At 74.4% G+C, this 21,832-nt stretch carries 21 protein-coding genes; 7 read left to right on the plus strand and 14 right to left on the minus strand.

Going from position 1 to position 21,832, the window contains the following annotated elements:
* The first annotated feature begins 55 nt into the window (after positions 1 to 55).
* A complete protein-coding gene (locus tag OO48_RS38020) occupies positions 56 to 232 on the plus strand; it encodes a hypothetical protein (protein ID WP_157845362.1) in 177 nt (58 codons plus the stop codon).
* Positions 233 to 368: 136 nt separating this feature from the next.
* Here the strand turns inward: OO48_RS38020 and OO48_RS02235 are convergent, their stop codons facing one another.
* The gene (locus tag OO48_RS02235) at positions 369 to 818 is read right to left on the minus strand and encodes a group III truncated hemoglobin (protein ID WP_033212261.1); all 450 of its coding nucleotides are present in this window, start codon (positions 816 to 818) and stop codon (positions 369 to 371) included.
* Positions 819 to 958: 140 nt separating this feature from the next.
* Between OO48_RS02235 and OO48_RS02240 the strand changes: the two genes are divergently transcribed.
* On the plus strand, positions 959 to 1,948 hold the full coding sequence (locus OO48_RS02240) for an aldo/keto reductase (RefSeq protein ID WP_033212263.1): 990 nt from the start codon (positions 959 to 961) through the stop codon (positions 1,946 to 1,948).
* Between the two features lie 80 nt (positions 1,949 to 2,028).
* Here OO48_RS02240 and OO48_RS02245 read toward each other — a convergent pair whose 3' ends face one another.
* Genes OO48_RS02245 through OO48_RS02270 form a run of 6 tightly spaced genes read right to left on the minus strand, consistent with a single transcriptional unit; the run spans position 2,029 to position 7,834 of the window.
* Positions 2,029 to 3,099 (minus strand): LLM class flavin-dependent oxidoreductase, encoded by a 1,071-nt coding sequence (locus OO48_RS02245; protein WP_033212265.1) that lies wholly within the window; start codon positions 3,097 to 3,099, stop codon positions 2,029 to 2,031.
* Between the two features lie 5 nt (positions 3,100 to 3,104).
* Positions 3,105 to 4,028 (minus strand): ABC transporter substrate-binding protein, encoded by a 924-nt coding sequence (locus tag OO48_RS02250; RefSeq protein WP_033212266.1) that lies wholly within the window; start codon positions 4,026 to 4,028, stop codon positions 3,105 to 3,107.
* 26 nt (positions 4,029 to 4,054) lie between these two features.
* The gene (locus OO48_RS02255) at positions 4,055 to 4,918 is read right to left on the minus strand and encodes an ABC transporter ATP-binding protein (protein ID WP_245194499.1); all 864 of its coding nucleotides are present in this window, start codon (positions 4,916 to 4,918) and stop codon (positions 4,055 to 4,057) included.
* The gene (locus tag OO48_RS02260; RefSeq protein WP_033212267.1) at positions 4,915 to 5,763 is read right to left on the minus strand and encodes an ABC transporter permease; all 849 of its coding nucleotides are present in this window, start codon (positions 5,761 to 5,763) and stop codon (positions 4,915 to 4,917) included. The genes OO48_RS02255 and OO48_RS02260 overlap by 4 nt, the downstream gene beginning before the upstream one ends.
* Positions 5,760 to 6,797 (minus strand): NrtA/SsuA/CpmA family ABC transporter substrate-binding protein, encoded by a 1,038-nt coding sequence (locus OO48_RS02265; protein ID WP_051731640.1) that lies wholly within the window; start codon positions 6,795 to 6,797, stop codon positions 5,760 to 5,762. The genes OO48_RS02260 and OO48_RS02265 overlap by 4 nt, the downstream gene beginning before the upstream one ends.
* A gap of 26 nt (positions 6,798 to 6,823) precedes the next feature.
* Complete coding sequence (locus OO48_RS02270; RefSeq protein ID WP_033212268.1) at positions 6,824 to 7,834, minus strand: ABC transporter substrate-binding protein; 1,011 nt, start codon at positions 7,832 to 7,834, stop codon at positions 6,824 to 6,826.
* A 350-nt stretch (positions 7,835 to 8,184) separates the two neighbouring features.
* Between OO48_RS02270 and OO48_RS02275 the strand changes: the two genes are divergently transcribed.
* Positions 8,185 to 8,955 carry an IclR family transcriptional regulator gene (locus OO48_RS02275; protein ID WP_033212269.1) on the plus strand — a complete coding sequence of 257 codons (771 nt, stop codon included), beginning with the start codon at positions 8,185 to 8,187 and terminating at the stop codon, positions 8,953 to 8,955.
* Positions 8,956 to 9,040: 85 nt separating this feature from the next.
* Entirely contained in the window at positions 9,041 to 9,418 is a 378-nt protein-coding gene (locus OO48_RS02280) for a nuclear transport factor 2 family protein (RefSeq protein WP_033212271.1), read from the plus strand.
* Positions 9,419 to 9,734: 316 nt separating this feature from the next.
* Here the strand turns inward: OO48_RS02280 and OO48_RS02285 are convergent, their stop codons facing one another.
* From OO48_RS02285 to OO48_RS02305, 5 genes are all read right to left on the minus strand, one after another.
* The gene (locus OO48_RS02285; protein WP_033212273.1) at positions 9,735 to 10,382 is read right to left on the minus strand and encodes a winged helix-turn-helix domain-containing protein; all 648 of its coding nucleotides are present in this window, start codon (positions 10,380 to 10,382) and stop codon (positions 9,735 to 9,737) included.
* Positions 10,383 to 10,997: 615 nt separating this feature from the next.
* Positions 10,998 to 11,606 (minus strand): GTP-binding protein, encoded by a 609-nt coding sequence (locus OO48_RS02290; RefSeq protein WP_033212274.1) that lies wholly within the window; start codon positions 11,604 to 11,606, stop codon positions 10,998 to 11,000.
* Positions 11,587 to 12,111 carry a DUF742 domain-containing protein gene (locus OO48_RS40930; RefSeq protein ID WP_342449625.1) on the minus strand — a complete coding sequence of 175 codons (525 nt, stop codon included), beginning with the start codon at positions 12,109 to 12,111 and terminating at the stop codon, positions 11,587 to 11,589. Before OO48_RS40930 ends, OO48_RS02290 begins: the two co-directional genes overlap by 20 nt.
* Entirely contained in the window at positions 12,108 to 12,527 is a 420-nt protein-coding gene (locus tag OO48_RS02300) for a roadblock/LC7 domain-containing protein (RefSeq protein ID WP_033212275.1), read from the minus strand. Before OO48_RS02300 ends, OO48_RS40930 begins: the two co-directional genes overlap by 4 nt.
* Positions 12,524 to 15,274 carry a sensor histidine kinase gene (locus tag OO48_RS02305; protein ID WP_051731641.1) on the minus strand — a complete coding sequence of 917 codons (2,751 nt, stop codon included), beginning with the start codon at positions 15,272 to 15,274 and terminating at the stop codon, positions 12,524 to 12,526. The genes OO48_RS02300 and OO48_RS02305 overlap by 4 nt, the downstream gene beginning before the upstream one ends.
* Positions 15,275 to 15,619: 345 nt before the next feature.
* Here OO48_RS02305 and OO48_RS02310 point away from each other — a divergent pair, with 345 nt between their 5' ends.
* A complete protein-coding gene (locus OO48_RS02310; RefSeq protein ID WP_033212276.1) occupies positions 15,620 to 17,440 on the plus strand; it encodes an AMP-dependent synthetase/ligase in 1,821 nt (606 codons plus the stop codon).
* 151 nt (positions 17,441 to 17,591) lie between these two features.
* Positions 17,592 to 18,707, plus strand: a complete 1,116-nt coding sequence (locus tag OO48_RS34820) for a polysaccharide deacetylase family protein (RefSeq protein ID WP_051731642.1) — start codon at positions 17,592 to 17,594, stop codon at positions 18,705 to 18,707.
* Between the two features lie 97 nt (positions 18,708 to 18,804).
* Here the strand turns inward: OO48_RS34820 and OO48_RS02325 are convergent, their stop codons facing one another.
* Both OO48_RS02325 and OO48_RS02330 read right to left on the minus strand, forming a co-directional pair.
* Complete coding sequence (locus OO48_RS02325; protein ID WP_106970228.1) at positions 18,805 to 19,602, minus strand: SGNH/GDSL hydrolase family protein; 798 nt, start codon at positions 19,600 to 19,602, stop codon at positions 18,805 to 18,807.
* Positions 19,603 to 19,834: 232 nt separating this feature from the next.
* Positions 19,835 to 20,425 (minus strand): hypothetical protein, encoded by a 591-nt coding sequence (locus tag OO48_RS02330; RefSeq protein WP_209439414.1) that lies wholly within the window; start codon positions 20,423 to 20,425, stop codon positions 19,835 to 19,837.
* A gap of 202 nt (positions 20,426 to 20,627) precedes the next feature.
* On the opposite strand from OO48_RS02330, the gene OO48_RS02335 reads away from it, so the two are divergent.
* Positions 20,628 to 21,800, plus strand: coding sequence for an exonuclease SbcCD subunit D (locus OO48_RS02335; RefSeq protein WP_033212278.1), 1,173 nt, complete (start codon positions 20,628 to 20,630; stop codon positions 21,798 to 21,800).
* The last annotated feature ends 32 nt before the right edge of the window (positions 21,801 to 21,832 follow it).

Raw genomic sequence — 21,832 nt, forward strand, 5'->3', positions numbered from 1 at the left:
CACCTGCGTTCCAAGCGGGCTCCAAGCGGGCGCGGGTCGGACGGTCCGCGATCGGGTGGAGTGCGGCGACGACCGGCCGTCGCCGCTGGTGCGGGAGATCGCCGAGGACGAGCGGGTGTGCGGCCTGTTCCGGGTGAGCCACGAGGTGGACGGCGCGACGGAGCGGCAGCTGCGCGACGGCGGGCTGCGGTGCGTACCGGCACCGCCGGGGCACGACTACCTGGACGCGTAGCGCGCCGCCGTTCGGGCCGTCCGCACGATCGACGTGTCGACGCGGCCGGTCCCCCGCCGTGCCTGCTGCCGGGCGGCGCCCGTCCGGCTCGCCCGCCTGCCCCCCCCCGGCCCCGGCGCGGTTCCCGTGCCGGTGGTCAGACGGTGGCGCTGCCGGAGGCCAGGCGGACGGCGCTGAGCGGGACGAAGCCGCCGGTGCCGCCGCCGGTGTCGTCCTCGCCGAGGCGGCGCAGCATGGCGACGGCGATCCGCTGCGACTGGGCCTTGGCGCGTTCGGTGACGGGGCCGGCGTGGCGGCCGTCGAGGGTGGCGCGCCAGAGCTGGACCCAGCGGCCGAAGTGGGCGGCGGTGAGCGGGGCGGCGGCGTGCAGGGCGGCGTGCGGGGCGAGCGCGTTGCCCCGGTAGGAGGCGGTGCGCAGCAGGGCGCTCTCCCAGAAGTCGGTGATCCTGAGGAGGTGGGCCTCCAGGTCGAGACGGGCGATCTCGGTGAAGTACGGGCCGATCAGCGGGTCGGCGAAGGCGGCGCGGTAGAAGAGCCGCAGGGCCTGTTCCAGGTCCGTCCGGCTGGTGATGTCCGGCAGTGCCACGGCGGTGTCCTCCTCGTGCTGTCACGCGCTGTCACGTGCGGTCGCACGCTGCCCCTCCCCCGCCAGGCTACGCCGGACCGGGCGTCCGCGGGCGGGGCCATTGGTCCCGCCCGTGGGCCTCACCTGGCAGGATGCTGGTCATGAGCTTCCTCCCCGCGGACGACCGCTACGCCTCGATGACCTTCCGCCGCGCCGGGCGCAGCGGTGTGCAGCTGCCCGCCGTCTCGCTCGGCCTGTGGCACAACTTCGGTGACACCCAGCCGCTGGAGGTGCAGCGCGCGGTGCTGCGCCGGGCCTTCGACCGGGGGGTGACGCACTTCGACCTGGCGAACAACTACGGCCCGCCGTACGGCAGCGCGGAGCGCAACTTCGGCTACCTGTTCGCGCAGGACTTCCGCCCGTTCCGGGACGAGCTGTTCATCGCCTCGAAGGCGGGCTGGGACATGTGGCCGGGCCCGTACGGGGACGGCGGCAGCCGCAAGTACCTGCTGGCCAGCCTGGACCAGTCGCTGGAGCGGATGGGCCTGGACTACGTCGACGTCTTCTACTCGCACCGGTGGGATCCTTCCACCCCGCTGGAGGAGACCATGGGCGCGCTGGACACGGCGGTGCGCTCGGGCCGTGCGCTGTACGCGGCGATCTCCAACTACCCGGCGGAGCAGCACCGGGAGGCGGTGGCGATCCTGCGCGAGCTGGGCACGCCGTGCCTGCTGAACCAGGCGAGCTACTCGATCCTGAACCGGGAGCCGGAGCAGGGGCTGCTGGACGCGGTGGGCGAGACGCAGACCGCGCTGATCGCCTACTCCCCGCTGGCGCAGGGCCTGTTGACCGACCGCTACCTGTCGGGTGACGTGCCGGCGGGTTCGCGGATGTCGGTGGGCCACTTCCTGAAGGAGGAGGCGCTGACGGACGCGAAGCTGGAGCGGCTGCGGGCGCTGGCGAAGGTCGCGGAGGGTCGCGGGCAGAGCCTGGCGCAGCTGGCGCTGTCCTGGGTGCTGCGGGACGAGCGGGTGGTGTCGGTGATCATCGGCGCGTCGAGCGTGAAGCAGCTGGACCAGAACCTGGACGCGCTGGCGGCCGGTCCGCTGTCCGCCGAGGAGCTGGCGGAGATCGACCGGATCAGCAGGTAGGAAGCGTTCGACGCGGTGAACGGGCGGGTGGCCGGGGAGAGTCCGGCCACCCGCCCGTCCGGTCCGGGGGGCGTGCGGGCTCAGGGGTGCAGCTTCGGCAGGACGGTCTCGGCGACCCGGTAGGCCTCCTCCAGCAGCGGGTTGCCGGAGAGGATGAAGGTGTCCACGCCCAACTCCTGGAATTCCCTCAGCCGTTCGACGACCTGCTCGGTGGAGCCGACCACGGCGGTGCCGGGGCCGGGGCGGAACAGGCTCATCCCGGGCCACAGGTTGGGGTGGGCCTCCAGCTCGCGGGCCCGGGCCGGGACGCGGCCGCCGTGCTGGCGGAACTGGCGCTGCCAGCCGATGCCGTCCTCGCCGGTCCGGCCGCCGAGCTGGCGGGCGTAGGTGGCCTCGCTGGTGACGTCGAGCAGGCGGTCGGCGGCGGCCCAGGCCTGTTCCTCGGTGTCGCGGACGATCAGGTGCAGGCGCAGGCCGAGCCGCAGGGTGCGGCCGTGGGCGGCGGCGCGTTCGCGGACGCGCTCCAGCTTCTCCTTGAGCAGGTGCGGGGGTTCGCCCCAGGTGAGGTAGACGTCGACGTGTTCGGCGGCGACCTCGATCCCGGCCGGGGAGGAGCCGCCGAACCAGAGCGGGATGTGTCCTTCGCGCAGCGGCGGCAGGTCGCGCAGCGAGGCACCGGCGTTCTTCAGCTGGTAGAACTCGCCCTCGTGGTCGAAGACTTCGCCGCTGGTGAGGCGCTTGACCAGGCTCCAGTACTCGGCGGACAGCCGGTAGCGGTCGTCGTGCTCGACGTGCAGGCCGTACTCGCGCAGCTGGTTGGTGGAGCCGTTGACCACGTTGAAGCGGAGCCGGCCGGGGCCGTGCAGGTGCTCGAAGGAGAGCGCCATCTTGGCCAGCAGGGTGGGCGAGACCAGGCCGGGGTGGACGGCCAGCAGGGGCTGGAAGCCGGGGCCGGTGGCGGCGGCCAGGGCGGAGCCGAGCGTCCACACGTCGTACTGGTCGGTGGCGAGCAGCGCGCCGGTGTAGCCGAGCCGTTCGACGGTGGCGGCGAGGTGCTGGAGGTAGCCGAGGTCGACCGGGCGGCGGCCTTCGGGCTCCCACGGGTAGTGGCCCTCGCGGGGGATCAGGTACCAGAGGACTTCGGTGGCCATGGTGCTCAGACCTTCTGGGTGGCGGCGGGCCGCGCGGCGCGGGCGACGGCGTCGGCGACGGGCCGTTCCAGCTCGGGCAGGTGGATGTCGGCGACGGTGACGGCGCGGTCGATGAAACCGACCTGGTGGAAGATGTCGGCGGCTTCCTGCTGCTCGGCGACGAACTCGGCGGTGGCGGGCTCCAGTCGCCAGGGCAGGGCGGCGAGCGCGGTGTGCCAGTCGGCGGCCTCGCCGCCCTGGTCCTCGGCGGCGATGGCGGCGGCCTCGGCGGGGTTGGCGGCGGCCCAGTGGTCGGCGCGCTGCAGGGCGGTGACGATGGCGGCGACCACCTCGGGCCGCTGGACGGCGAGTTCGCGGCGGGTGAAGAACACCGAGCGGTCGGTGATGACGTCGCCGGTGCGGACCAGTTCGCGGAAGTGGCCGGTGCGGCGGGCGGCGGCGAGCTCGGCGCCCTGGGCGATCCAGCCGGCGATCCGGCCCTCGCGCAGCCGCTCGGCCTCGTCGCCGGCCGGGCGCTCGGCGGTGATGTCGTCGCGGTAGGAGAGCCCGTGCTGGTGCAGGGCCTTGGCGAGCAGGTGGGTCTGCCAGGAGCCGATGCCGAGCACCACGGTGGCGCCCTTGAGGTCGGCGATCGAGTGCACCGGCCCGTCGGCGGCGACCAGCAGCGCGCCGTGGTCGGGGCGGGGCGCGGAGACGGCGGTGTAGACGATGTCGTGTCCGGCGGCCTGGGCGGTGATCGGCGGGGTGGATCCGGTGCCGCCGAAGTCGATGGTGCCGTCGGCCAGGTAGGGGCCGGTCTTGGTGCCGTCGGTGTAGTGGTGGAACTCGGCGCTCTCGCCGAGCGGGGCCAACTCCTGCTGGAGGTAGTCGAGTCGGGCCAGGTGGTAGAGGGACGGGTTGGAGCGGTGCACACCGACGGTGATGGTCATGGCGGTCTCTTTCCTTGGTCGGGCGGTCAGTTGGCGTGCTGTGACGCAGCGTGCTGCGGCGCGGAGTGCCGTGCTGCGGAGTGCCGTGGTGCGGAGTCCTGGTGCACGCCGAGGTCGGCGAGCAGGCGGCGGCGCAGTGCCGCGAAGTCCGGGTCGGCCGCCTCCCGGGGGCGTTCGACGGTGACGGTCTCGTCACGGACGAGGACGCCGTCGCGCAGCACGGCCACCCGGTCGGCGAGCCGGATCGCCTCGTCCACGTCGTGGGTGACCAGCAGGACGGCGGGCCGGTGCTTGCGGCACAGTTCGCCGACCAGGTCCTGCATGCGCAGCCGGGTGAGGGCGTCCAGGGCGGCGAACGGCTCGTCCAGCAGCAGGAGTTCGGGCTCGCGGACGAGGGCCCGGGCGAGGGCGGCGCGCTGGGCCTCGCCGCCGGAGAGGGTGCCGGGCCATGCGTCGGCGTGGTCGGCGAGGCCGACTTCGGCCAGCGCCCGGCGGCCGGTCTCCCGGGTGGCCGCGCCGCGCGGCAGGCCGACGGTGACGTTGCCGAGGACGCGCTTGGACGGGATCAGCCGGGGCTCCTGGAAGACCACGGTGCGCGAGGGCGGGACGAGCACGGTGCCCTGGTCGGCGCGGTCGAGCGCGCCGAGGATCCGCAGCAGGGTGGTCTTGCCGGTGCCGGAGGCGCCGAGCAGGGCGAGGAACTCGCCGCGGGCGATGTCCAGGTCGATGCCGTCCAGGACGGCCCGGGTGCCGAACACCCGGCGCAGGCCCCGGAGATGGACGGCGGGGGCGCTCGCCGTGGGCGCGCTCGTCGTGGGGGCGCTCGTCGTGGGCGTGCTCGCCGTGGGCGTGCTCGTCGTGGGCGTGCTCGTCGTGGGCGTGCTGCTCATCGTCCGGCCCCCGCCCTGCCGCCGGCGGGCCGCCAGGGCATCAGGACGCGCTCCAGGACGCGCACCGCGCCGTCGGCGGCCAGGCCGAGCAGGCCGTAGATCAGGATGCAGACGGCGAGCACGTCGGTGCGGGAGAAGTTCTGCGCCTGGGCCATCAGGTAGCCGATCCCCTCGGTGGAGTTGATCTCCTCGGCGGCGATCAGCGCGATCACGCTGAGCGTCATCGACAGCCGCAGCCCGGACAGCAGGGCGGGCAGCGCGCCGGGCAGCACGACCTCGCGGACGACGGCCCAGCGGGAGAGGCCGAAGCTGCGCATCGCCTCGACGAGCTTGCGGTCGGTGTTGCGGACGCCGCCGGAGGCGGACACGTACATCGGGAAGGAGGTGGCGACGCCGATCAGCGCGATCTTCGCCGTCTCGGTGATGCCGAACCAGACCATGAACAGCGGCACCAGCGCCAGGAACGGTACGGTGCGCAGGACTTGGATCGCGGAGTCGAGCAGTTCCTCGCCGAGCCGGAAGAAGCCGGTGACCACGCCGAGCACCAGCCCGGTGCCGGCGCCGAACAGCAGGCCGAGGCCGGCCCGGGTCAGCGAGGTGGACAGCGCGTCGGCGAGCTGTCCGTTGCCCCACAACTCCTTGACGGCTTGCAGGACTTGACCGGGCGAGGCGAGCACGTCGGGGGTGAGTGCGCCGGTGGCGGAGGAGATCTGCCAGGCGGCGATCAGGGCGATCGGGCCCAGGGTGCGCAGGGCGAGCGAGAGGCCGCGCGGCCGGGTGGCGGTGCTGCGGGCCCGGGGGGCGACCAGCCCGGCGGCCCGGGCCGCCTCGGTGGCGGTGGTCACTGGGTGCCCCCGGGAAGGGAGTTGACGTCGATCAGGTAGGGCTTGACGTCGACCAGGGTCTTGGTGACGCCCTGGTCGGCGTAGAACTTGGCGACCACGGCGAACCGGGCGGTGTCGGCGTCGGTGATCGGCGAGTCGACGGCGCGCTGCTTGCCGAAGTCCACGGCGATCTCCTTCTCGGCGGGGGTGACGGCGGTCGGGCCGGCGTCGGTGAACACGTTGAGGTAGGCGGCCGGGTCGGCCTTCTCCTTGGCGCCGTTCTCGTGCAGGTAGGCGTAGAACGCCTTGACCACCTCGGGGTGCTTCTCGGCGAAGGTCGAACGCACCGCCCACACCGCGTAGTTGTCGCTGCCTACGGCCTTGCCGTTGGCCAGGAAGTGCGCGTTCGAGTTGGCGATCGCGGGGATCGAGAAGGTGCCCCAGGTCGCCCAGGCGTCGACCTGGCCGGAGTTGAAGACGCCGGAGGTCTGGTCGGCCCGCAGGTAGACCCGTTCGACCTGGCCGACCGGGATGCCGTTCTTCTCCAGCGCCTTGAGCAGCAGGTACTCGGAGGTGCCGCCCTGCGAGACGGCGACCTTCTTGCCGACCAGGTCCTTGATCTCCTTGATCGGGGAGCCGTTCTTCACCAGGATGCCCTCGCCGGCCTCGTCCGGTTCGGTCTGCGCGAACAGTTTGAAGCCGGGCTTCTGGGCGAGCGCGGCGACGGCCGAGGTGATCGAGCCCTGGGCGACGTCCAGCTGGTCGGCGTTGAGGGCCTGCGCGGCGGGGGCGAACGGGCCGGCGCTGCCCGTCCACACCACCTTGGCGTGCACGGCGGCCAGCGCCTTGTCCAGCGAGCCGTCCTTCTTGCCCTTGGCGAGGAAGCCGGAGTTTCCGGGGTCGGGCACTCTCAGCACCACCTCGGCGCCGCCCTTGCCGTCGGCGGAGGCCGAGGCGTCCTTCGCGGACGAGCCGCAGGCGGTCAGGGCGAGCGCGGCGACGGCGGTCAGGGCGGTGGCGGCGAGCAGGGTGCGGCGGCGGGCGGGGGTGCGCATGCGGTTCTCCAACGGGGCGGGCGGGGTCAGGAACGGGCGGCGAGCAGGGCGCGGGCGGCGGCCAGCGGGGCGGGGTCGGCCCAGGCGTGGACGTCGACCCGGTCGGCGAGGAAGCCGTGGGCGTGCAGGAACTCCTCCTGCCGGGCGAGGAGTTCGAGGCGGTCGGCGGACAGGTCCGGGTGCAGGGTGCGGTGGCTGCCCGCCGCGTAGGCGCCCGCGACGCCCTCCGGTCCGGCGCCGGTCTCGGCGCCGAGGATCCGGGCGACGTCCGCGGGCCGTTCGGCCGCCCAGTCGGCGGCGCGCAGCAGCACCGCCAGGAAGCGGGCGACCAACTCGGGGTGTTCGTCCAGCAGTTGCTGGTGGACGGTGATCGGGCGCGGGGTGCCGTTGTTGACCCGGTGCCGGCGGTCGGGCAGTGCGTCCAGCTCGACGGCGGGAACGGCCCCGTGGCGCCGGGCGGCCTCCACGGCGAGCGCGCCCTTCACGTACACGGCGTCCACCCGGCCGTCGGCCAGCGCGGTCAGCTCGGCCTTCCACTGGCCGCCGCCGGGCGCGGCCTCGACGTCGACCAACTCGACGTCCGCCAGGGCGAGTCCGGCGGAGGCCAGGGCGCCGTGGTGGCCGGCCAGCGCCATCGCCCGCCAGAAGTCGATCGCGATCGGATGCCGGGGCACCGCGAGCCGCAGCCCGCGCAGCTGCTCGGCGGAGTCGATGCCGCTGCCCTCCCGGACGAGCACCGCCTGGCGCTCCTCGATCCAGGTCAGCCCGATCAGCCTGGTCCGCTCGCCGCGCGAACGCGCCCACAGCGCGGGGACGTTGCCGCCCTCCCGGAACAGGCCGGTCAGCGCGTGCGTGTAGTGGTGGTCGGCGGCGACCTCCGGCGGGACGTCCTGGAGCGAGCGCACCGCGATGCCCTCGGCGGCGAACTCCCCGGCCAGCCAGCCCTGGTCGGCGGCGATTCCGGTCGCGGTCGGCACGGGGCAGCGGGTGAACCACAGGGCGTCGGGGTACGGGGGCGCGACGGGGGACGTGCTCATGGCGGGGCTCCGGTGATCGGCAGGAGGCGCGCGGGCGTCGTGCCACATGGTGGCAAGGGCAGCGCGGGGAAAGGGGGTTCGCGTGGCGGTCAGCGACAACAGGAGGAGTGGCACCGGTGCGTCTTCACGGTGGACTCCCTCCTGCTCGAACCGGCTGATGAGCTGAGCGTTCCATCTGACCGGGGACGGAATCAAGCCTTGCCAGATGATGGGATCACCTGTTCACGGCAGGTCGGACAGCCGCAACACTGCCGACACACTGCCGCAGCGATCACTCCCATATCCTGGAAACAGCAAGGAAGTTGGCCACCCATGAGTCGACCACCGACGAGCCGAACCGGAGAAGTGCGATGCCCGGCCCCGGAACCCTCCCCGCCCCGCCGAGCGGCGCCCAGGCGGTCCACCGGGCGCTCGGCCTGCTGAACTGCTTCCACGACAACGGGCCCGACCTCAGCGCCTCCGAGCTCGCCCGCCGGATGGGCCTGTCCGTCTCCACCGCGCACCGCCTGGCCCGCACCCTGGTCGCCACCGGCTTCCTCGACCAGGACGAGCGCACCGCCCGCTACCGACTCGGACCGGCCGTCGCCGAACTCGGCCAACTCACCTTCCACCAGCGCGGACTGCACCTGGCCGGCCCCGAACTCGACCGGCTCGCCGGGCGCACCGGCGCCACCGCCGACCTGGCCATCCGCTCCGGCCCGCACGCCGTCATCCTGGTCGGCGGCTCCGTCCTGCCCTCCACCGGCCTGGGCCTGCGCCGCCCGCTGCACTCCACCGCCCTCGGCAAGGTGCTGCTGGCCTGGCCCTCCCCCACCGACCCGCCACTGGACGGGCCCCTGGCCGCCTACACCCCGCGCACCCTCACCGACCCCGCCGCCCTGGACGCCGAACTCGCCCTCACCCGGGACCGGGGCTACGCCCTCAACGACGGCGAGTCCACCCCCGGCATCCGCACCCTCGCCGTCCCCGTCCTCGACCGCACCCCCACCGCCCGCTTCGCCCTCGCCGTCCGCTCCACCCCCGCCCGCCTCACCGACGAGACGCTGCCGCGCGCCCTCGCCCACGCCCGCGCCTGCGCGGCGGCCCTCACCGTCCTGCTGCTGCCCCCGGACCAGCGCTAGTGCCGTGACCGGGATGGTTCACCACGGTCGGGAGGCGGCTTCACGGGACGAGCGCGGTTCGCGAGGCAACTGGTATGAATGGTGCATGCAGGAAGAGACCGCGCAGTCCGCGATCGACACGTTCATCTCGGCGTTCAACGCCTCGGACGACAGCGATGTGACTGCGCTGCTCTCCCAGGCCCTGACCTCGGACGTGGTCCTCTGGGGACCGTTGGGCCGCACCGAGGGGATCGACGCGGTCGAGCGGTTCGTGCTGGACATCCGGCGCCACCCCGCGGGGAACGGCACGATGGTGCGCTGTTCGGCGGTGGACATGCCGGACGAGTGGGCCCGGTACCAGTGGAACTTCACGACGCCGGATGGAGGCCCCCGCCTGTCGGGAACGGACGTCGTCCATCTGCGGCGGAACCTCATCGACCAGGTCATCGTCTTCGCGGGGCAGATCGAGCCGTCCGCCCCCTGAGCCCTCCTCCTGGACCGGCCCCCGTTCTGGGCTGCCCGGCCGGGTCTTGGTGCGCTGGAAGGGGCCCACCGATCCGGAACGGGACGCCGAACTCGACCGGGCGGCAGGTCCGTCCTCGCCGCGCAATCGAGCAGCCCGGCGAACGCGCGCGGTCAGAGCACCAGCGAGCAGCGCGGCGCACCGGCCGGGGCGCGGGGAACCGCGCGAACGGCCGCGCGCGCACGGCGAGGTCGCGACGGGGCTTCGACCCACTGCCCTCGCCGCGACCTCGCCGGTGTTCATCCGCCGCTGCGCGCGGTTCCCCGCGCCCGTGGCGTCACGCCACCGGCGCGTACTTGTAGCCGACCCGGCGGACGGTGACGATGGTGTCGCGGTAGGCCGCGCCGAGCTTGCGGCGCAGGCGGGCGACGTGGACGTCCACGGTGCGGCCGTCGCCGACGTGGCCGTAGCCCCAGACGGTGTGGACCAGCTGGTCGCGGGTGTGGACGCGGTGCGGGTGCTCGGTGAGGTGGGCGAGGAGTTCGAACTCGAGGTAGGTGAGGTCGAGCAGCGAGCCGTCGACGTAGGCGTTGCGGCGGTCGAGGTCGACGGAGATGCCGCTGTCGGCGGGTCGGGTGAACGGCCGGACGGTGGCCGGGGCCTCGACGGCGGCGGGGGTGGTCGTCGTCTCCGCGGGCACCAGGACCAGGTATCCCACCAGCGGGGAGTTGGTCGCGCCGAGCTGCGCCAGCAGCCCCTGCGGGAGGACGGACTGCGGGAGGGCGGCGACCACGGCCGCGCCGTCCTGGAGGCCGGCCAGCAGGCTCTCGGGGGCGGGCGCGGGGGCGACGGTCGCGGCGATCGGCCGGGGCTGGGCGGCGATCCGCCGGTGCTCGGCGGGGGCCGCGGGGGCGGGGGCGAGGCCGGGGAGGGAGCGGACCGCGCGCAGGTGCGGGGTCGCGGTGGCGGTGGCGGCGTACGACATGTGAGGGCTCTTTCGCGCGTGACGGTCGGTGGGTGGTCGTCGTCTGCGCTTCCGGCGCACGGGAGTTGACTGGTGGTCAGTTCGCGGGCCGGGAGGCGCTGGTCGCGCGCCGACAGGTCTGGTCGAAGTGGTGGTTCCGGCGCGAGGGCCAGAAGGGTTCGAGGAGGGTGCGGGTGTGCACGGCTGCTCTCCGGAGCGCGGCGAGGGTCGACGGGGACGCGCGGAACCGCCACCCCCCGGCAGAAGGGGGTGAGGTGGCGGTGCGTCAGCGACAGCAGGCGCTGTAGATCCGGCCGTGGTCGATGTACCGACGGACGGTGAGGAGGGGAAGGGCGGCGATGCGGACCGATGCGGTCATGGCGCGGCTCCTCCCCCGGAGTGTGTCGGGCCCTGCGGCCGGTCGGCGGCGGGCACGACTACGAGACTTCCACGCCCGGTGCCCGGAAGGCAACCCACCGGAGGGTCACATCCGCAGGGCGAGACGGAAAACGTCCACCATCCGGACGCCACCGCCCCGACCTGCATGAACGTCAGAAGTGTCGGTGGCAGAACTACATGGGTCCGCACCGGCGCCGACGCCGCACGCCGGAACCGCACGCCGGAACCGCGCCGGAGTCAGAGCCGGATGCCGGCCCGGACCGCCGCGTGCTCGACCAGCCGGATGAGCAGCTCCTTGCCGTCCTCGCGCCGCCGGGCGTCGCACAGCAGCACCGGCACCCCCTCCGGCAGGTCGAGCGCGGCGCGCACGTCGTCGGGGGCGTACACCTCGGTGCCCTCGAAGCAGTTGACCGCGACGACGAACGGGATGCCGCGCTGCTCGAAGTAGTCGACCGAGGGGAAGGAGTCGGCGAGGCGCCGGGTGTCGGCCAGGACGACCGCGCCGAGGGTACCGCGGGCGAGCTCGTCCCAGACGAACCAGAACCTGTCCTGCCCGGGGGTGCCGAACAGGTACAGCGCGAGGCCGGGTTTGAGGTCGATCCGGCCGAAGTCCATGGCGACGGTGGTGGTGCGCTTGGCCTCCACCCCGGCGGTGTCGTCGACCGGGCGGCCGATCTCGCTGAGCGACTCCTCGGTGCGCAGCGGGCGGATCTCGCTGACCGCGCCGACCAGGGTGGTCTTGCCGGCGCCGAAGCCGCCGGCGATCAGGATCTTGACCGCGCTGGCTCCCCAGGGGGCCTTGCGGGCGGCGGTGGTTGACGGAGGGTCAGAGTGCACGGAGGCCATTGATCACGTCTCGCAGCAGGCGCTCGTCCGGTTGGTGGGCGAGCTGGACGGGTCGGGTGACGCTGATCAGCTCGGCGTCGTGGAGGTCGCCGAGCAGGACCCGGACCACGCTCACCGGCAGGTCGGTGTAGGACCCCAACTCGGCGACGCTGAGCGGCTCGTCGCGGCAGAGTTCGAGGATGGCGTGGTGCTCCGGGTCGAGCGCGAGGTCGGGGCGGGCTCCGCCGGGGCCGGCGAACGCCGGCCCCGCGGCGGTGACCAGGGAGATCAGGTCGAACAGGCCGTCGTCGACCGGGCGGGCGCGTCCTCTGGTCATCGAGAACAGCCGGACCACCGGTCCGGCCTCGTCGTCGAACCAGCGGTCGTCCACCGGGGTGCGGGGCGCGAACAGGTCGACCGGCGCCTCGCCGGCCGACCCCTCGTCCGCGGTCGCGCCGCTGAGGTCGGCCGGGGCGTGGGCCTCGGTCGGCTCGGTCGGATCGGGCTCGCTCATCGAATCGGTCATCTCCCGGGCAGGGTGGTATCGGTCCTCGGTTCGGCGGCCAGGTGCTCGCCGACGCGCTTGACCAACAGTGCCATCTCGTAGGCTATTTGGCCCACGTCGGACTCGGCGTCGCTGAGCACGGCCAGGCAGCTGCCGTCGCCGGCCGCGGTGATGAACAGGAACGCCTCGTCCAGTTCGACCATGGTCTGGCGGACGCCACCGACCTGGAAGTGCCGTCCGGCGCCCTTGGCGAGGCTGTGGAAGCCCGCGGCGACCGCGGCGAGGTGCTCGGCGTCCTCGCGGCCGAGGCCGCTGGAGACGCCGGTGGCCAGGCCGTCGCTGGACAGGATCACCGCATGCCGAAGGGTCGCCACCCGGCCGACCAGGTCGTTGAGGAGCCAGTCGAGGTCCCCGGACGGCGGTGTTGTTGCGGTCATGATTCGGTTCCTTCTGCTGGTGCGGGCGGTGCGGTCGGCGGCTGGTGCGCCGACGGGACGGAACGGGCGGGGGGCAGCGCGTGCGGCACCGGCGCGGAGGGCAGCGCGACCCGCAGTCTGGGCGGCTGCCCGGGCGCGGACGCGCGCCCGGGCGCGGGCCGTTCGGGGGCCCCTCCGGCACCGGGCGGCTCCGGTTCGGAGCGCACCACGGTGAGCGAGGCGGGCTGCAGCCGGTCGCCGCGGCCGCGGGCGAAGCCGCGCTGGAAGGAGGCGAACGCGGAGCGGGCCTCCTCGGGGTCGCGCTCGCGGGCCGGCTCGACCGGCTCGGGCTCGGCGCCGGGCCGCAGTTGGGGCGCCAGGCTGGCCTGCCGGACCCGCTTGGGCAGCAGCCCGCCGGCCACCGGGGTGAGCGCGGGCCCGGCGGCGCCCTCGGCGGCACCGGCACCGGCACCGGCACCGGCGGAGGACCCGGCGGCCGGCACGGGCACGGCCGGAGGAGCGTCCTCGGGGCGGCGGTGGCGTCCGGTGCCCCCGGCCTCGGCGGCCTGCTGGACGGTGGGGCGACGGCGCGGCAGCCCGCCGGGCGTCACGGACGGGTCGGCCGCGGACGGGCGGGGCCCGCCGAGCGCGGCCGGCGCGGCGTGGGCGCCCTTGCCCTGCCCGGCCGGGAGGCTCTGGACGCCCCGGCCGCCCGGGCCGCCCTGGCCGCGGATCGGCAGGGCCTGGACGGCGGCCGTAGCCTGCCCGGCGGCCGTCCCGGCGGCCGTCCCGGCGGGCGCGGGCGGGCGGCGGTGGCTGCCGGTGTCCTCGCCGCCCTGGCGGGGCCCGTCAGGCGCGGTCTCGACCGTCTCGGCGAGCAGTTCCCGCGGGACCAGCACGACCGCGGTGGTGCCGCCGTACGGGCTGGGCCGCAGGTGCACCCGGATGCCGTGCCGGCGGGCGAGCCGGGAGACCACGAACAGGCCGAGCCGGTCGGTGTCGGCGAGGTCGAACTCCTGCTCCACGGCGAGGCGTTGGTTGATCTCCTCCAGGTGGTGCTCGCTCAGGCCGAGGCCGCGGTCGTCGATCTCCAGGCAGAAGCCGTGCGCGACCACCTCGCCCTGGACGGTGACCTGGGTCTGCGGCGGGGAGAACACGGTGGCGTTCTCGACGAGTTCGGCGATCAGGTGGGTGACGTCGGCGACGGCGGAGCCGAGCAGGCCGGTGCCGGGGAAGGGGCGGACCTGCACCCTGGCGTAGTCCTCGACCTCGCCGACGGCGGCGCGCACCACGTCGACCATCCGGACCGGCTTGCGCCAGGCGCGGCCGGGCGAGCCGCCGGAGAGGATGATCAGGCCCTCGGCGTGGCGGCGCATGCGGGTGGTGAGGTGGTCGAGCCGGAACAGGTCCTCCAGCTCGCGCGGATCCTCGGTGCGGCGCTCCATGGTGTCGAGCAGGGTGAGCTGGCGGTGCAGCAGCACCTGGGAGCGGCGGGCCAGGTTGACGAAGACGGCGGAGACGCCGCGGCGCAGTTCGGCCTGTTCGACGGCGGCTTCGACGGCGACCCGCTGGACTTCGTTGAAGGCCCGGCCGACCTGGCCGATCTCGCCCGCGCCGAACTCGAGTTGGGGCACTTCGGCGACCACGTCGACGGCGTCGCCGCGGCGCAGCCGGAGCATCACCGAGGGCAGCCGGGTGGCGGACAGGTCGGCGGCGGCGTTGCGCAGGCCGACGAGTTCGCGCACCAGGCGGCGGCCGGTGCGGTAGGAGATGACGATGGACAGGACGACCGCGGCGAGGCCGATCAGGCCGGCCACGCCGCCGCGGACCAGCGCGCTGATCGCGTTGTCGCGGGCCTGCTCGCCGAGGTCGTCGGCCAGTCGGGAGTTGAGGGTGTCGATGTCGGCGAGGACCTTGTCGGCGGTCTCGCCCCAGGAGTCGACGGGGCCGCCGCGCACTTCCAGGGCCCGGTCGGCGGCCTTGTCGAAGCCGTTCTCGGCGGCGGTGAGCCAGCTCCACTCCTGGCCCATGCGCAGCGCGTTGTAGGCCTGGCGGTCCTCGTTGCCGAGTTCGGCGATGTAGATCCGGAACAGGGCCTGCTGCGCGTTCATGGCGTCCAGCGCGACCTGCTGCTTGCGGGGGTCCTTGGCGCCGGCCTCGCTGCCGGCGCGCAGGGCGCGCATCGCGGCGGTCTCCTGGGAGAGGTACTCGCCGGCCCGGGAGAGCTCGACCAGGATGGTGCCCTGCCGGGGCAGCGAGCCGGACTGCTCGGCGATGAAGGAGGAGCGGAACGCGAACACCGGGGTGATCAGGTCGCTGTAGTCCTTGAGGGCGCCGTCCCAGCTCTGCCGCTGCTGGGCGATCTGGCTGCGGATGGCGCCGAGTTGGTCGGCGACGGACAGCAGGTCCTGGTAGCGGGCGCGCTGGTCGGCGTCGAGCTTGCCGGCGTCGTGGCTGCCGCCCTGGTAGCGCAGCAGCTCCAGGTCGCGGTCGGTGGTGGTGCGGGCCTTGGCGTAGGCGGCGGCGTAGTCGGCGTCGGTCGGGTCGGCCAGCCGCAGGACGGCGGCGGTGCGTTCCTGCTGGAGGTCGTAGGCGTACTGGTCGGCGGGGTCGCCGAAGGCGGCGTAGGTGGAGCCGAGGTCGAGCTGCTCCCACACGTCGCCGGTGGTGACGAGCGTGGCGTACACCCACAGGCCGCTGAGCGCCGCGATGGGCACCAGGAGCAGTGCGACGATCCTCGCGCGGATCGAGCTGCGGCGCAGGCGCATACGGGTCCTTAGTGGTCCTCGGGCTGAGGGGGCCCGGGACGCGGGTGGGCGGGCGCGGGTGGGTGCGCGTGGGCAGGGGTGGGTACGGGTGGGATGCGAGAGCCGCGAGCCTACTACTTCCTGACCACCCGTTCGTAGGGTGAAAGTGCATCGTGATCGGCTGTTGTCCGGATCGTCCTTTAATTTCCCGGCCGGGTCGTGTCATGGCCCCGACCTGCGGACCCGCCTCCGGTGCGGGGCGTCGTCGGCCGGTGACTCTGGGCAGCGCCGCGCCGATCGGGTAGCTTCGCCGGTGCCGCCCGGAACGCGCGTGCCGGGGACGGGGGCGGCGGGATCGGGGGTACCGTGCGAGAGTTCAGCAGCCCCGCGCTGGGTGGCGCGCCGGCCGGCGGGCTGGCCGACTCGGTGTTCGACCGGGCGGAGCGGGAGCCGCGGCTGGTGCAGCTGTCCCGGGCGGTGGACGGCGACTGGGTGCCGGTGACGGCGGTTCAGTTCCGCGACGAGGTGCTGGCCCTGGCCAAGGGCCTGCTGACCCGGGGGGTGCGCTACGGCGACCGGGTCGGGGTGATGTCGACGACCCGCTGGGAGTGGACGCTGTTCGACTACGCGCTCTGGTCGATCGGCGCGATCCCGGTGCCGGTCTACCCGACGGCCTCGCAGGACCAGGTGCGCTGGATCCTGGCGGAGACCTCGGCGGTGGCCTGCGTGGTGGAGGACGAGGACCAGGCGATGACGGTGGGCGCGGTGTGCGACGCGCTGCCGAAGCTGACCGGCATCTGGCAGCTGGACCGGGGCTGCGTGGCGCAGTTGGCGGCGGACGGCGCGGGCGTGCCGGACGCGCTGGTGCACCGGCAGCGGCTGGGGGTGACGCCGGACTCGCTGGCGAGCGTCATCTACACCTCGGGCACCACGGGCCGGCCGAAGGGCTGCCTGCTGACGCACGGCAACTTCGCCTCGGTGGCGGACGCGATGCTGGCGGGCTGGGCGGAGGTGTTCGCCGACACCGGCGGCGGGCAGCCGGCGACGCTGCTGTTCCTGCCGCTGGCGCACGTGTACGGGCGGGTCACCCAGGTCGCGGCGGTGCGCGGCGGGATCCGGATCGGCCACCACCCGAAGGTGTCGCCGGACAGCCTGCTGCCGGCCCTGGCCGCGTTCGAACCGACCTTCCTGCACGCGGTGCCGTACGTCTTCGAGCGGATCCACCGCCGGGCCCGGGAGGCGGCGGAGGCGGCGGGACGGCTGGAGCTGTTCGTGCAGGCGGAGCGGGTGGCGGTGGAGTGGGCGGCGGCGTGGGAGCGCCGGGCGCACCGCAAGGGCCCCGGCCCGTCGCCGGCGCTGCGGCTGCGGCACGCCGCGTACGAGCGGATGGTGTACCAGCGGGTGCGGGCGGTGCTGGGCGGCCGGGTGCGGGCGGTGGTGTCGGGCGGCTCGATGCTGGGGCGGGAGCTCGGGCTGTTCTTCGCCGGCGCGGGCCTGCCGGTGTACGAGGGCTACGGGCTGACCGAGTCGGCGGCGGCGGTGACCGCGAACCCGCCGCGGCGGCCGAAGTTCGGCACGGTGGGCCGTCCGGTGCCGGGGTCGACGGTGGCGATCGCGGAGGACGGCGAGGTGTGGGTGAAGGGGCCCGGGGTGTTCTCCGGCTACCTGAACCACCCGCGCTGCTCGGACGAGGCGCTGTGCCGGGGCTGGCTGGCCACCGGGGACCTGGGCGAGCTGGACGCGGACGGCTACCTGACGCTGACCGGCCGCAAGAAGGAGGTGATCGTGACCTCCAGCGGCAAGAACCTGGCACCCGCGGTGCTGGAGGAGCGGGTGCGGGCGCACCCGCTGGTCGCCCAGTGCCTGGTGGTGGGCGACAACCGGCCTTACCTGGCGGCGCTGATCACGCTGGACCGGGCGGCGCTGGCGCACTGGCTGCGGGCCCGCGGGCGGGAGCGGCTGGACGTGTGGGAGGCGCTGACCGATCCGGAGCTGCACCGGGAGGTGCAGCGGGCGGTGGGGGCGGCGAACACCTCGGTGTCGCGGGCGGAGTCGATCCGGGCGTTCCGGCTGCTGCCGCGCGAGTTCTCGCTGGAGGACGGGCTGCTGACGCCCTCGCTGAAGATCCGGCGGGCGGCGGTGGCGGAGCGCTACGCGGAGGACATCGAGGAGCTCTACGCCGGTTGACCGATCTCGGCCGCCGGTCGGGCGATTCCGCTTGACCACCGTGATTGGTCCAGTCCATTGTGTGCACCGGCCTGGTGCGGCAGGGCCCCCACCCGACCCCCGCCCCTCCGGGAGTCACTCCTCCGCCCGTCCCCCACCATGGAGTTGACCCGTGATCGGTTCCGCCCGCCGCCGTCTCGCGGCCCTCGCCGCCACCGCCGCGCTGGCCTCCCTCGCCACCGCGCCGACCGCACGCGCGGACGCACCGGCCCCCGCCCCGAACCTGGCCACCAACCCGGGCTTCGAGATCCCCACCCTGCCGCTGGCCGACTGGGGTTCGATCCCCGGCTGGCACTGCGCAGCCGGCGAGGGCGCGGTCACCGCCGCCGCCCGCACCGGCGGATCGGCCCTGGCGATCACCCCCGCCTCGGACGACTCCACCGGCCGGTGCGAGCAGACCCTCGCGGTGCGCCCGAACACCACCTACACCTACAGCGCCTGGGTGCACGGCTCGTACGCCTTCCTGGGCGCGAGCGGCACCGGCCACGACGTCCCCCCGGCCTGGACGGCGTCCACCGGCGACGGCTGGCAGCGGCTGAGCACCACCTTCACCACCGGCGCGGCCACCGCCTCGGTGCGGCTGTACGCGCACGGCTGGTACGGGCAGGGCCCGGTCTCGGTGGACGACGTGTCGGTCACCGGCGACAGCCCGGCGCCCGCGCCGCTGGTCCAGAGCGCGCCGACCGAGGACGGGGTCGTCTTCGTCACCATCGACGACGGCTGGACCCGCGACCCGGCGGCCGTGCGGCTGATCGCCGACCGGAAGGTCCCGGTCACCGCGTTCCCGCTGCCGATGCCGGAGGGCTTCGAACCCGACTACTTCGCCCGGGCCACCGCCGTGCCCGGTTCGACGATCGAGGACCACGGCGTCTCGCACCGGGACCTGACCACGCTGTCGCCCGCCGAGCAGCAGGCCGAGGTCTGCGACGCCCGGGACGCCGTCACCGCCCGCTACGGCACCGTCCCGACGCTGCTGCGGCCCCCGTACTTCGCGGTGAACGCCGACCTCCGGCAGGCCGCCGCGAACTGCGGCATGAAGTACCTGGTCACCGCCTCCGCCGACTTCGGCTGGGGCGCCTCGGACATCTCCCACCCCGGCCCGCTGCGCTCCGGCGACGTCATCATCCTGCACTTCACCGACACCCTGGTGAGCGACCTGCAGCGCGCCCTGGACGCGGCCGCGCAGGCCGGTCTGAAGCCCGCGGCGCTCGGCGACCACCTGCGCTGACCCCCGGGCGGGGGAACGCCGGTGGCCGGGCTCCCGCGAGGAGCCCGGCCACCGGTCATCCGTCCCCCGGGGACGTCACGCCACTGTCCGCGGTGCCTCAGGCGGCCGCGCTGAACAGCGGCAGGTAGCCGCCGGACTGGCCGTTGGCGTTGGGGTGGTAGCTGTCGCTGATCGGCAGCGTGGTGCTGTTCAGCCACTGGGTGGAGGAGCCGCAGATCTCGTGCCCGGCGAAGGCCGACCGGACGTCCTTGAAGGTGAACCCGGCGGCGGCCACCTGCTTGGCGATCACCGTGTCCAGGGTGTCCGCCGCGCCGTTGATCGCGGTCCGCTTGGTGTCGGAGATGCCGAAGATGCAGGAGCCGGGCACCTGGTAGAGGTGCGGGTAGCCCAGCACCACCACGTTCGCGTTGGGCGCCTTCGCCTTGATCTGCCCGTACAGGTTGGCGAGCTTGCCCGGCAGGGTGTTGGTGGCGTAGCTCTTGGCCGCGCTCACCGCGCTCAGGCAGGCGCTCTCGCTGTCGAGCACGCAGGTCTGCATGGTCGAGGCGAAGCCCGCGTCGTTGCCGCCGATGGTGAGGGACACCAGCGTGGTCGAGCTGTTCAGCACGCCCAGCTGGTTGGCGATCACGTCGTCGGTCTTCGCGCCCGAACAGGCCGCGAAGGAGAACGAGGTGGGCGCGTGCGCGGTCTTCCACAGGTACGGGTACGCCTTGGTGCTGCGGCTGCAACTGCCGCTCTCGCTGGTGTAGCTGCCGGAGCCGACGCCGGCCGAGTAGGAGTCGCCGAGCGCGGCGTAGTTGACGCCGGCGGCGCTCGCCTGGGTGGCGGCGGCGACGGTGGTCAGGGACAGGGCCGCCGCGATGAGCGCGACGGGTACGGCACGGAAGCGGGACATCTGGATCCTCCAAGAGTGACGCAGGCCACACATTGGATACCAGTCGGTAGCCCCGCGGGGAAGCGGTCATGCCAAAGAAGTTGACGAACACTCAGCGAACGGGGCCCCAATCCCCGCTACGCGCGCAGACGTACGCCTGACCTGGGCTGCGGGAATGACGGCGGGTGACCGGCCCGGGCCTCGGGCGGCGTCCGGCGGGTCCGTTCCGCCCGGCGGGTCCGTTCCGCCCGGCTCAGCGGAACCGGCAGCCCGCGGGCGGCAGTTCCTCGATCGTCTCGTCCGCGCGCGGCGGCACGCCCCACCGCGCGGCCGCCGCCACCGCCGCCCGGGCCTGCCGCAGCCCCGGCGCCCCCCAGCCGAGCAGTTCGACCGCCAGGCCGGGCGCCAGCAGCAGCCGCCGGTAGTGCCGCCCCGAGGCCGGGTCCGGCACCGACGGGCCCACCCCGCGCAGCGCCGCGGCCATCCGCACCCGGGCGCACTCGTGCCCGCCGTTGGCCGAGCCGACCCGGTCGTACAGGTACCCGAGGTAGACCGGGCCCTCGATCAGCGCCTGCGCCTCCTCGGCGGCCTCCCGGGCCAGCGCCCGCCCCGGGTCGCCCGCGTCCTCCGGCTCCAGCGAGCCGCCCGGCAGGCTGACCACGCCGTCACGCGGGTTCACCAGCGTCAGCACCCGCCCGTCCGGTGCGAACAGCCACCCCCAGGACTGCTTGACCGTCAGCCCGGCCGGCACCTGCTCCCCCGGCCGCCACGGCCAGCCCGCGTTGGGGCGGCGGCGCACCCGTCCGAGCAGTTCGGAGATCTCCGGGCTGTACTCGATGCCCATCCCGCTCCCTCCGCTCTCCCGGTCGCCGCCGCACCATCTGATGATCTTCCCCGAACACCCGACCGATGAACAGCCCCGACCGCCACCCGGGTCACCGGGTCTGCTAAGGGACCGGCCCGGAGCGGTGTCCGGCACCTGTGATACTCGTACCGGAACACCGGATCGACGAGGGGCGGCGCGGGATGCGGCGGGGAGTGGCGGAGTGAGGCTGCTGCACACCTCGGACTGGCACCTGGGCCGGTCCTTCCACCGGGAGAACCTGCACGGCGCCCAGCGGGCCTTCCTCGACCACCTGGTGGAGACGGTCACCGCCGAGCGGGTCGACGCGGTGCTGGTCGCGGGGGACGTCTACGACCGGGCGCTGCCCGGTCTGGAGGCGGTGGCGCTGTTCGACGAGGCGCTGTGGCGGCTGGCCGAACTGGGCGTGCCCGCCGTGTTCATCTCCGGCAACCACGACTCGGCCCGCCGCCTGGGCACCGCCGCCCGGCTGATCGACCGGGCCGGCATCCACCTGCGCACCGACCCCGGCGCGCTGGCCGAGCCCGTGCTGCTGTCCGACGCGCACGGCCCGGTCGCCGTGTACGGGCTGCCCTACCTGGAGCCGGCCCTGGTCCGCGAGCGGCTCGGCCTGGAGAAGGGCGGCCACGAGCAGGTGCTGGCCGCGGCGATGGACGGCGTCCGCGCCGACCTGGCCACCCGCCCCGCGGGCACCCGAGCGGTGGTGCTGGCGCACGCCTTCGTCACCGGCGGCACGGCCAGCGACAGCGAGCGGGACATCGCGGTCGGCGGCGTGCAGTCGGTGCCCGCCTCGGTGTTCGACGGCGTGCACTACGCGGCGCTCGGCCACCTGCACGGCTGCCAGACGCTCGCCCCGCACCTGCGCTACTCCGGCTCCCCGCTGGCGTACTCCTTCTCCGAGGCGAAGCACGAGAAGTCGATGTGGCTGGTCGACCTGGACGCGGCGGGCGCCGTCGAGGCGCGCCGGGTGCACTGCCCGGTGCCGCGCCGGCTGGCGCGGCTCAGGGGCCGGCTGGACGACCTGCTGGCCGCCGCGGAGCACGAGTACGCCGTCGACCGCTGGGTGCAGGCCACGCTGACCGACCCGGTCCGCCCGGCCGACGCGATGGAGCGGCTGCGGGAGCGCTTCCCGCACACCCTGCAACTGCTGTTCGAACCGGAGGGCGGCGAGCGGGCCGACGGCGCCTCCTACGCCCAGCGGGTGCGCGGGCGCACCGACCGGGAGGTGGTGGAGGGCTTCGTCGCCCACGTCCGCCCCGGCCGCGAACTGGACGGGGCCGAGCAGGCCTGGCTGCTGGAGGGCCTGGAGTCGGTGCGCCGCACGGCGGCCGGCCGGGCCGAGGAGAACGCCCGGTGACGCCCCGCCGCCTCCCCCGCTCCGCCCCGGAG

Source organism: Kitasatospora phosalacinea, from assembly GCF_000716545.1.
Classification (GTDB): Bacteria; Actinomycetota; Actinomycetes; order Streptomycetales; family Streptomycetaceae; genus Kitasatospora; species Kitasatospora phosalacinea.

Bases quoted from the DNA above. Each gene is read 5' to 3' on its own strand.
- OO48_RS02325 (WP_106970228.1), bottom strand. From the start codon at position 19,602: ATGTCCCGCTTCCGTGCCGTACCCGTCGCGCTCATCGCGGCGGCCCTG.
- OO48_RS02305 (WP_051731641.1), bottom strand. From the start codon at position 15,274: ATGCGCCTGCGCCGCAGCTCGATCCGCGCGAGGATCGTCGCACTGCTC.
- OO48_RS02255 (WP_245194499.1), bottom strand. From the start codon at position 4,918: ATGAGCAGCACGCCCACGACGAGCACGCCCACGACGAGCACGCCCACG.
- OO48_RS02250 (WP_033212266.1), bottom strand. From the start codon at position 4,028: ATGACCATCACCGTCGGTGTGCACCGCTCCAACCCGTCCCTCTACCAC.
- OO48_RS02285 (WP_033212273.1), bottom strand. From the start codon at position 10,382: ATGTCGTACGCCGCCACCGCCACCGCGACCCCGCACCTGCGCGCGGTC.
- OO48_RS02275 (WP_033212269.1), top strand. From the start codon at position 8,185: ATGCCCGGCCCCGGAACCCTCCCCGCCCCGCCGAGCGGCGCCCAGGCG.
- OO48_RS40930 (WP_342449625.1), bottom strand. From the start codon at position 12,111: ATGACCGATTCGATGAGCGAGCCCGATCCGACCGAGCCGACCGAGGCC.
- OO48_RS02280 (WP_033212271.1), top strand. From the start codon at position 9,041: ATGCAGGAAGAGACCGCGCAGTCCGCGATCGACACGTTCATCTCGGCG.
- OO48_RS02290 (WP_033212274.1), bottom strand. From the start codon at position 11,606: ATGGCCTCCGTGCACTCTGACCCTCCGTCAACCACCGCCGCCCGCAAG.
- OO48_RS02245 (WP_033212265.1), bottom strand. From the start codon at position 3,099: ATGGCCACCGAAGTCCTCTGGTACCTGATCCCCCGCGAGGGCCACTAC.
- OO48_RS02330 (WP_209439414.1), bottom strand. From the start codon at position 20,425: ATGGGCATCGAGTACAGCCCGGAGATCTCCGAACTGCTCGGACGGGTG.
- OO48_RS02270 (WP_033212268.1), bottom strand. From the start codon at position 7,834: ATGAGCACGTCCCCCGTCGCGCCCCCGTACCCCGACGCCCTGTGGTTC.
- OO48_RS02265 (WP_051731640.1), bottom strand. From the start codon at position 6,797: ATGCGCACCCCCGCCCGCCGCCGCACCCTGCTCGCCGCCACCGCCCTG.
- OO48_RS02300 (WP_033212275.1), bottom strand. From the start codon at position 12,527: ATGACCGCAACAACACCGCCGTCCGGGGACCTCGACTGGCTCCTCAAC.
- OO48_RS02240 (WP_033212263.1), top strand. From the start codon at position 959: ATGAGCTTCCTCCCCGCGGACGACCGCTACGCCTCGATGACCTTCCGC.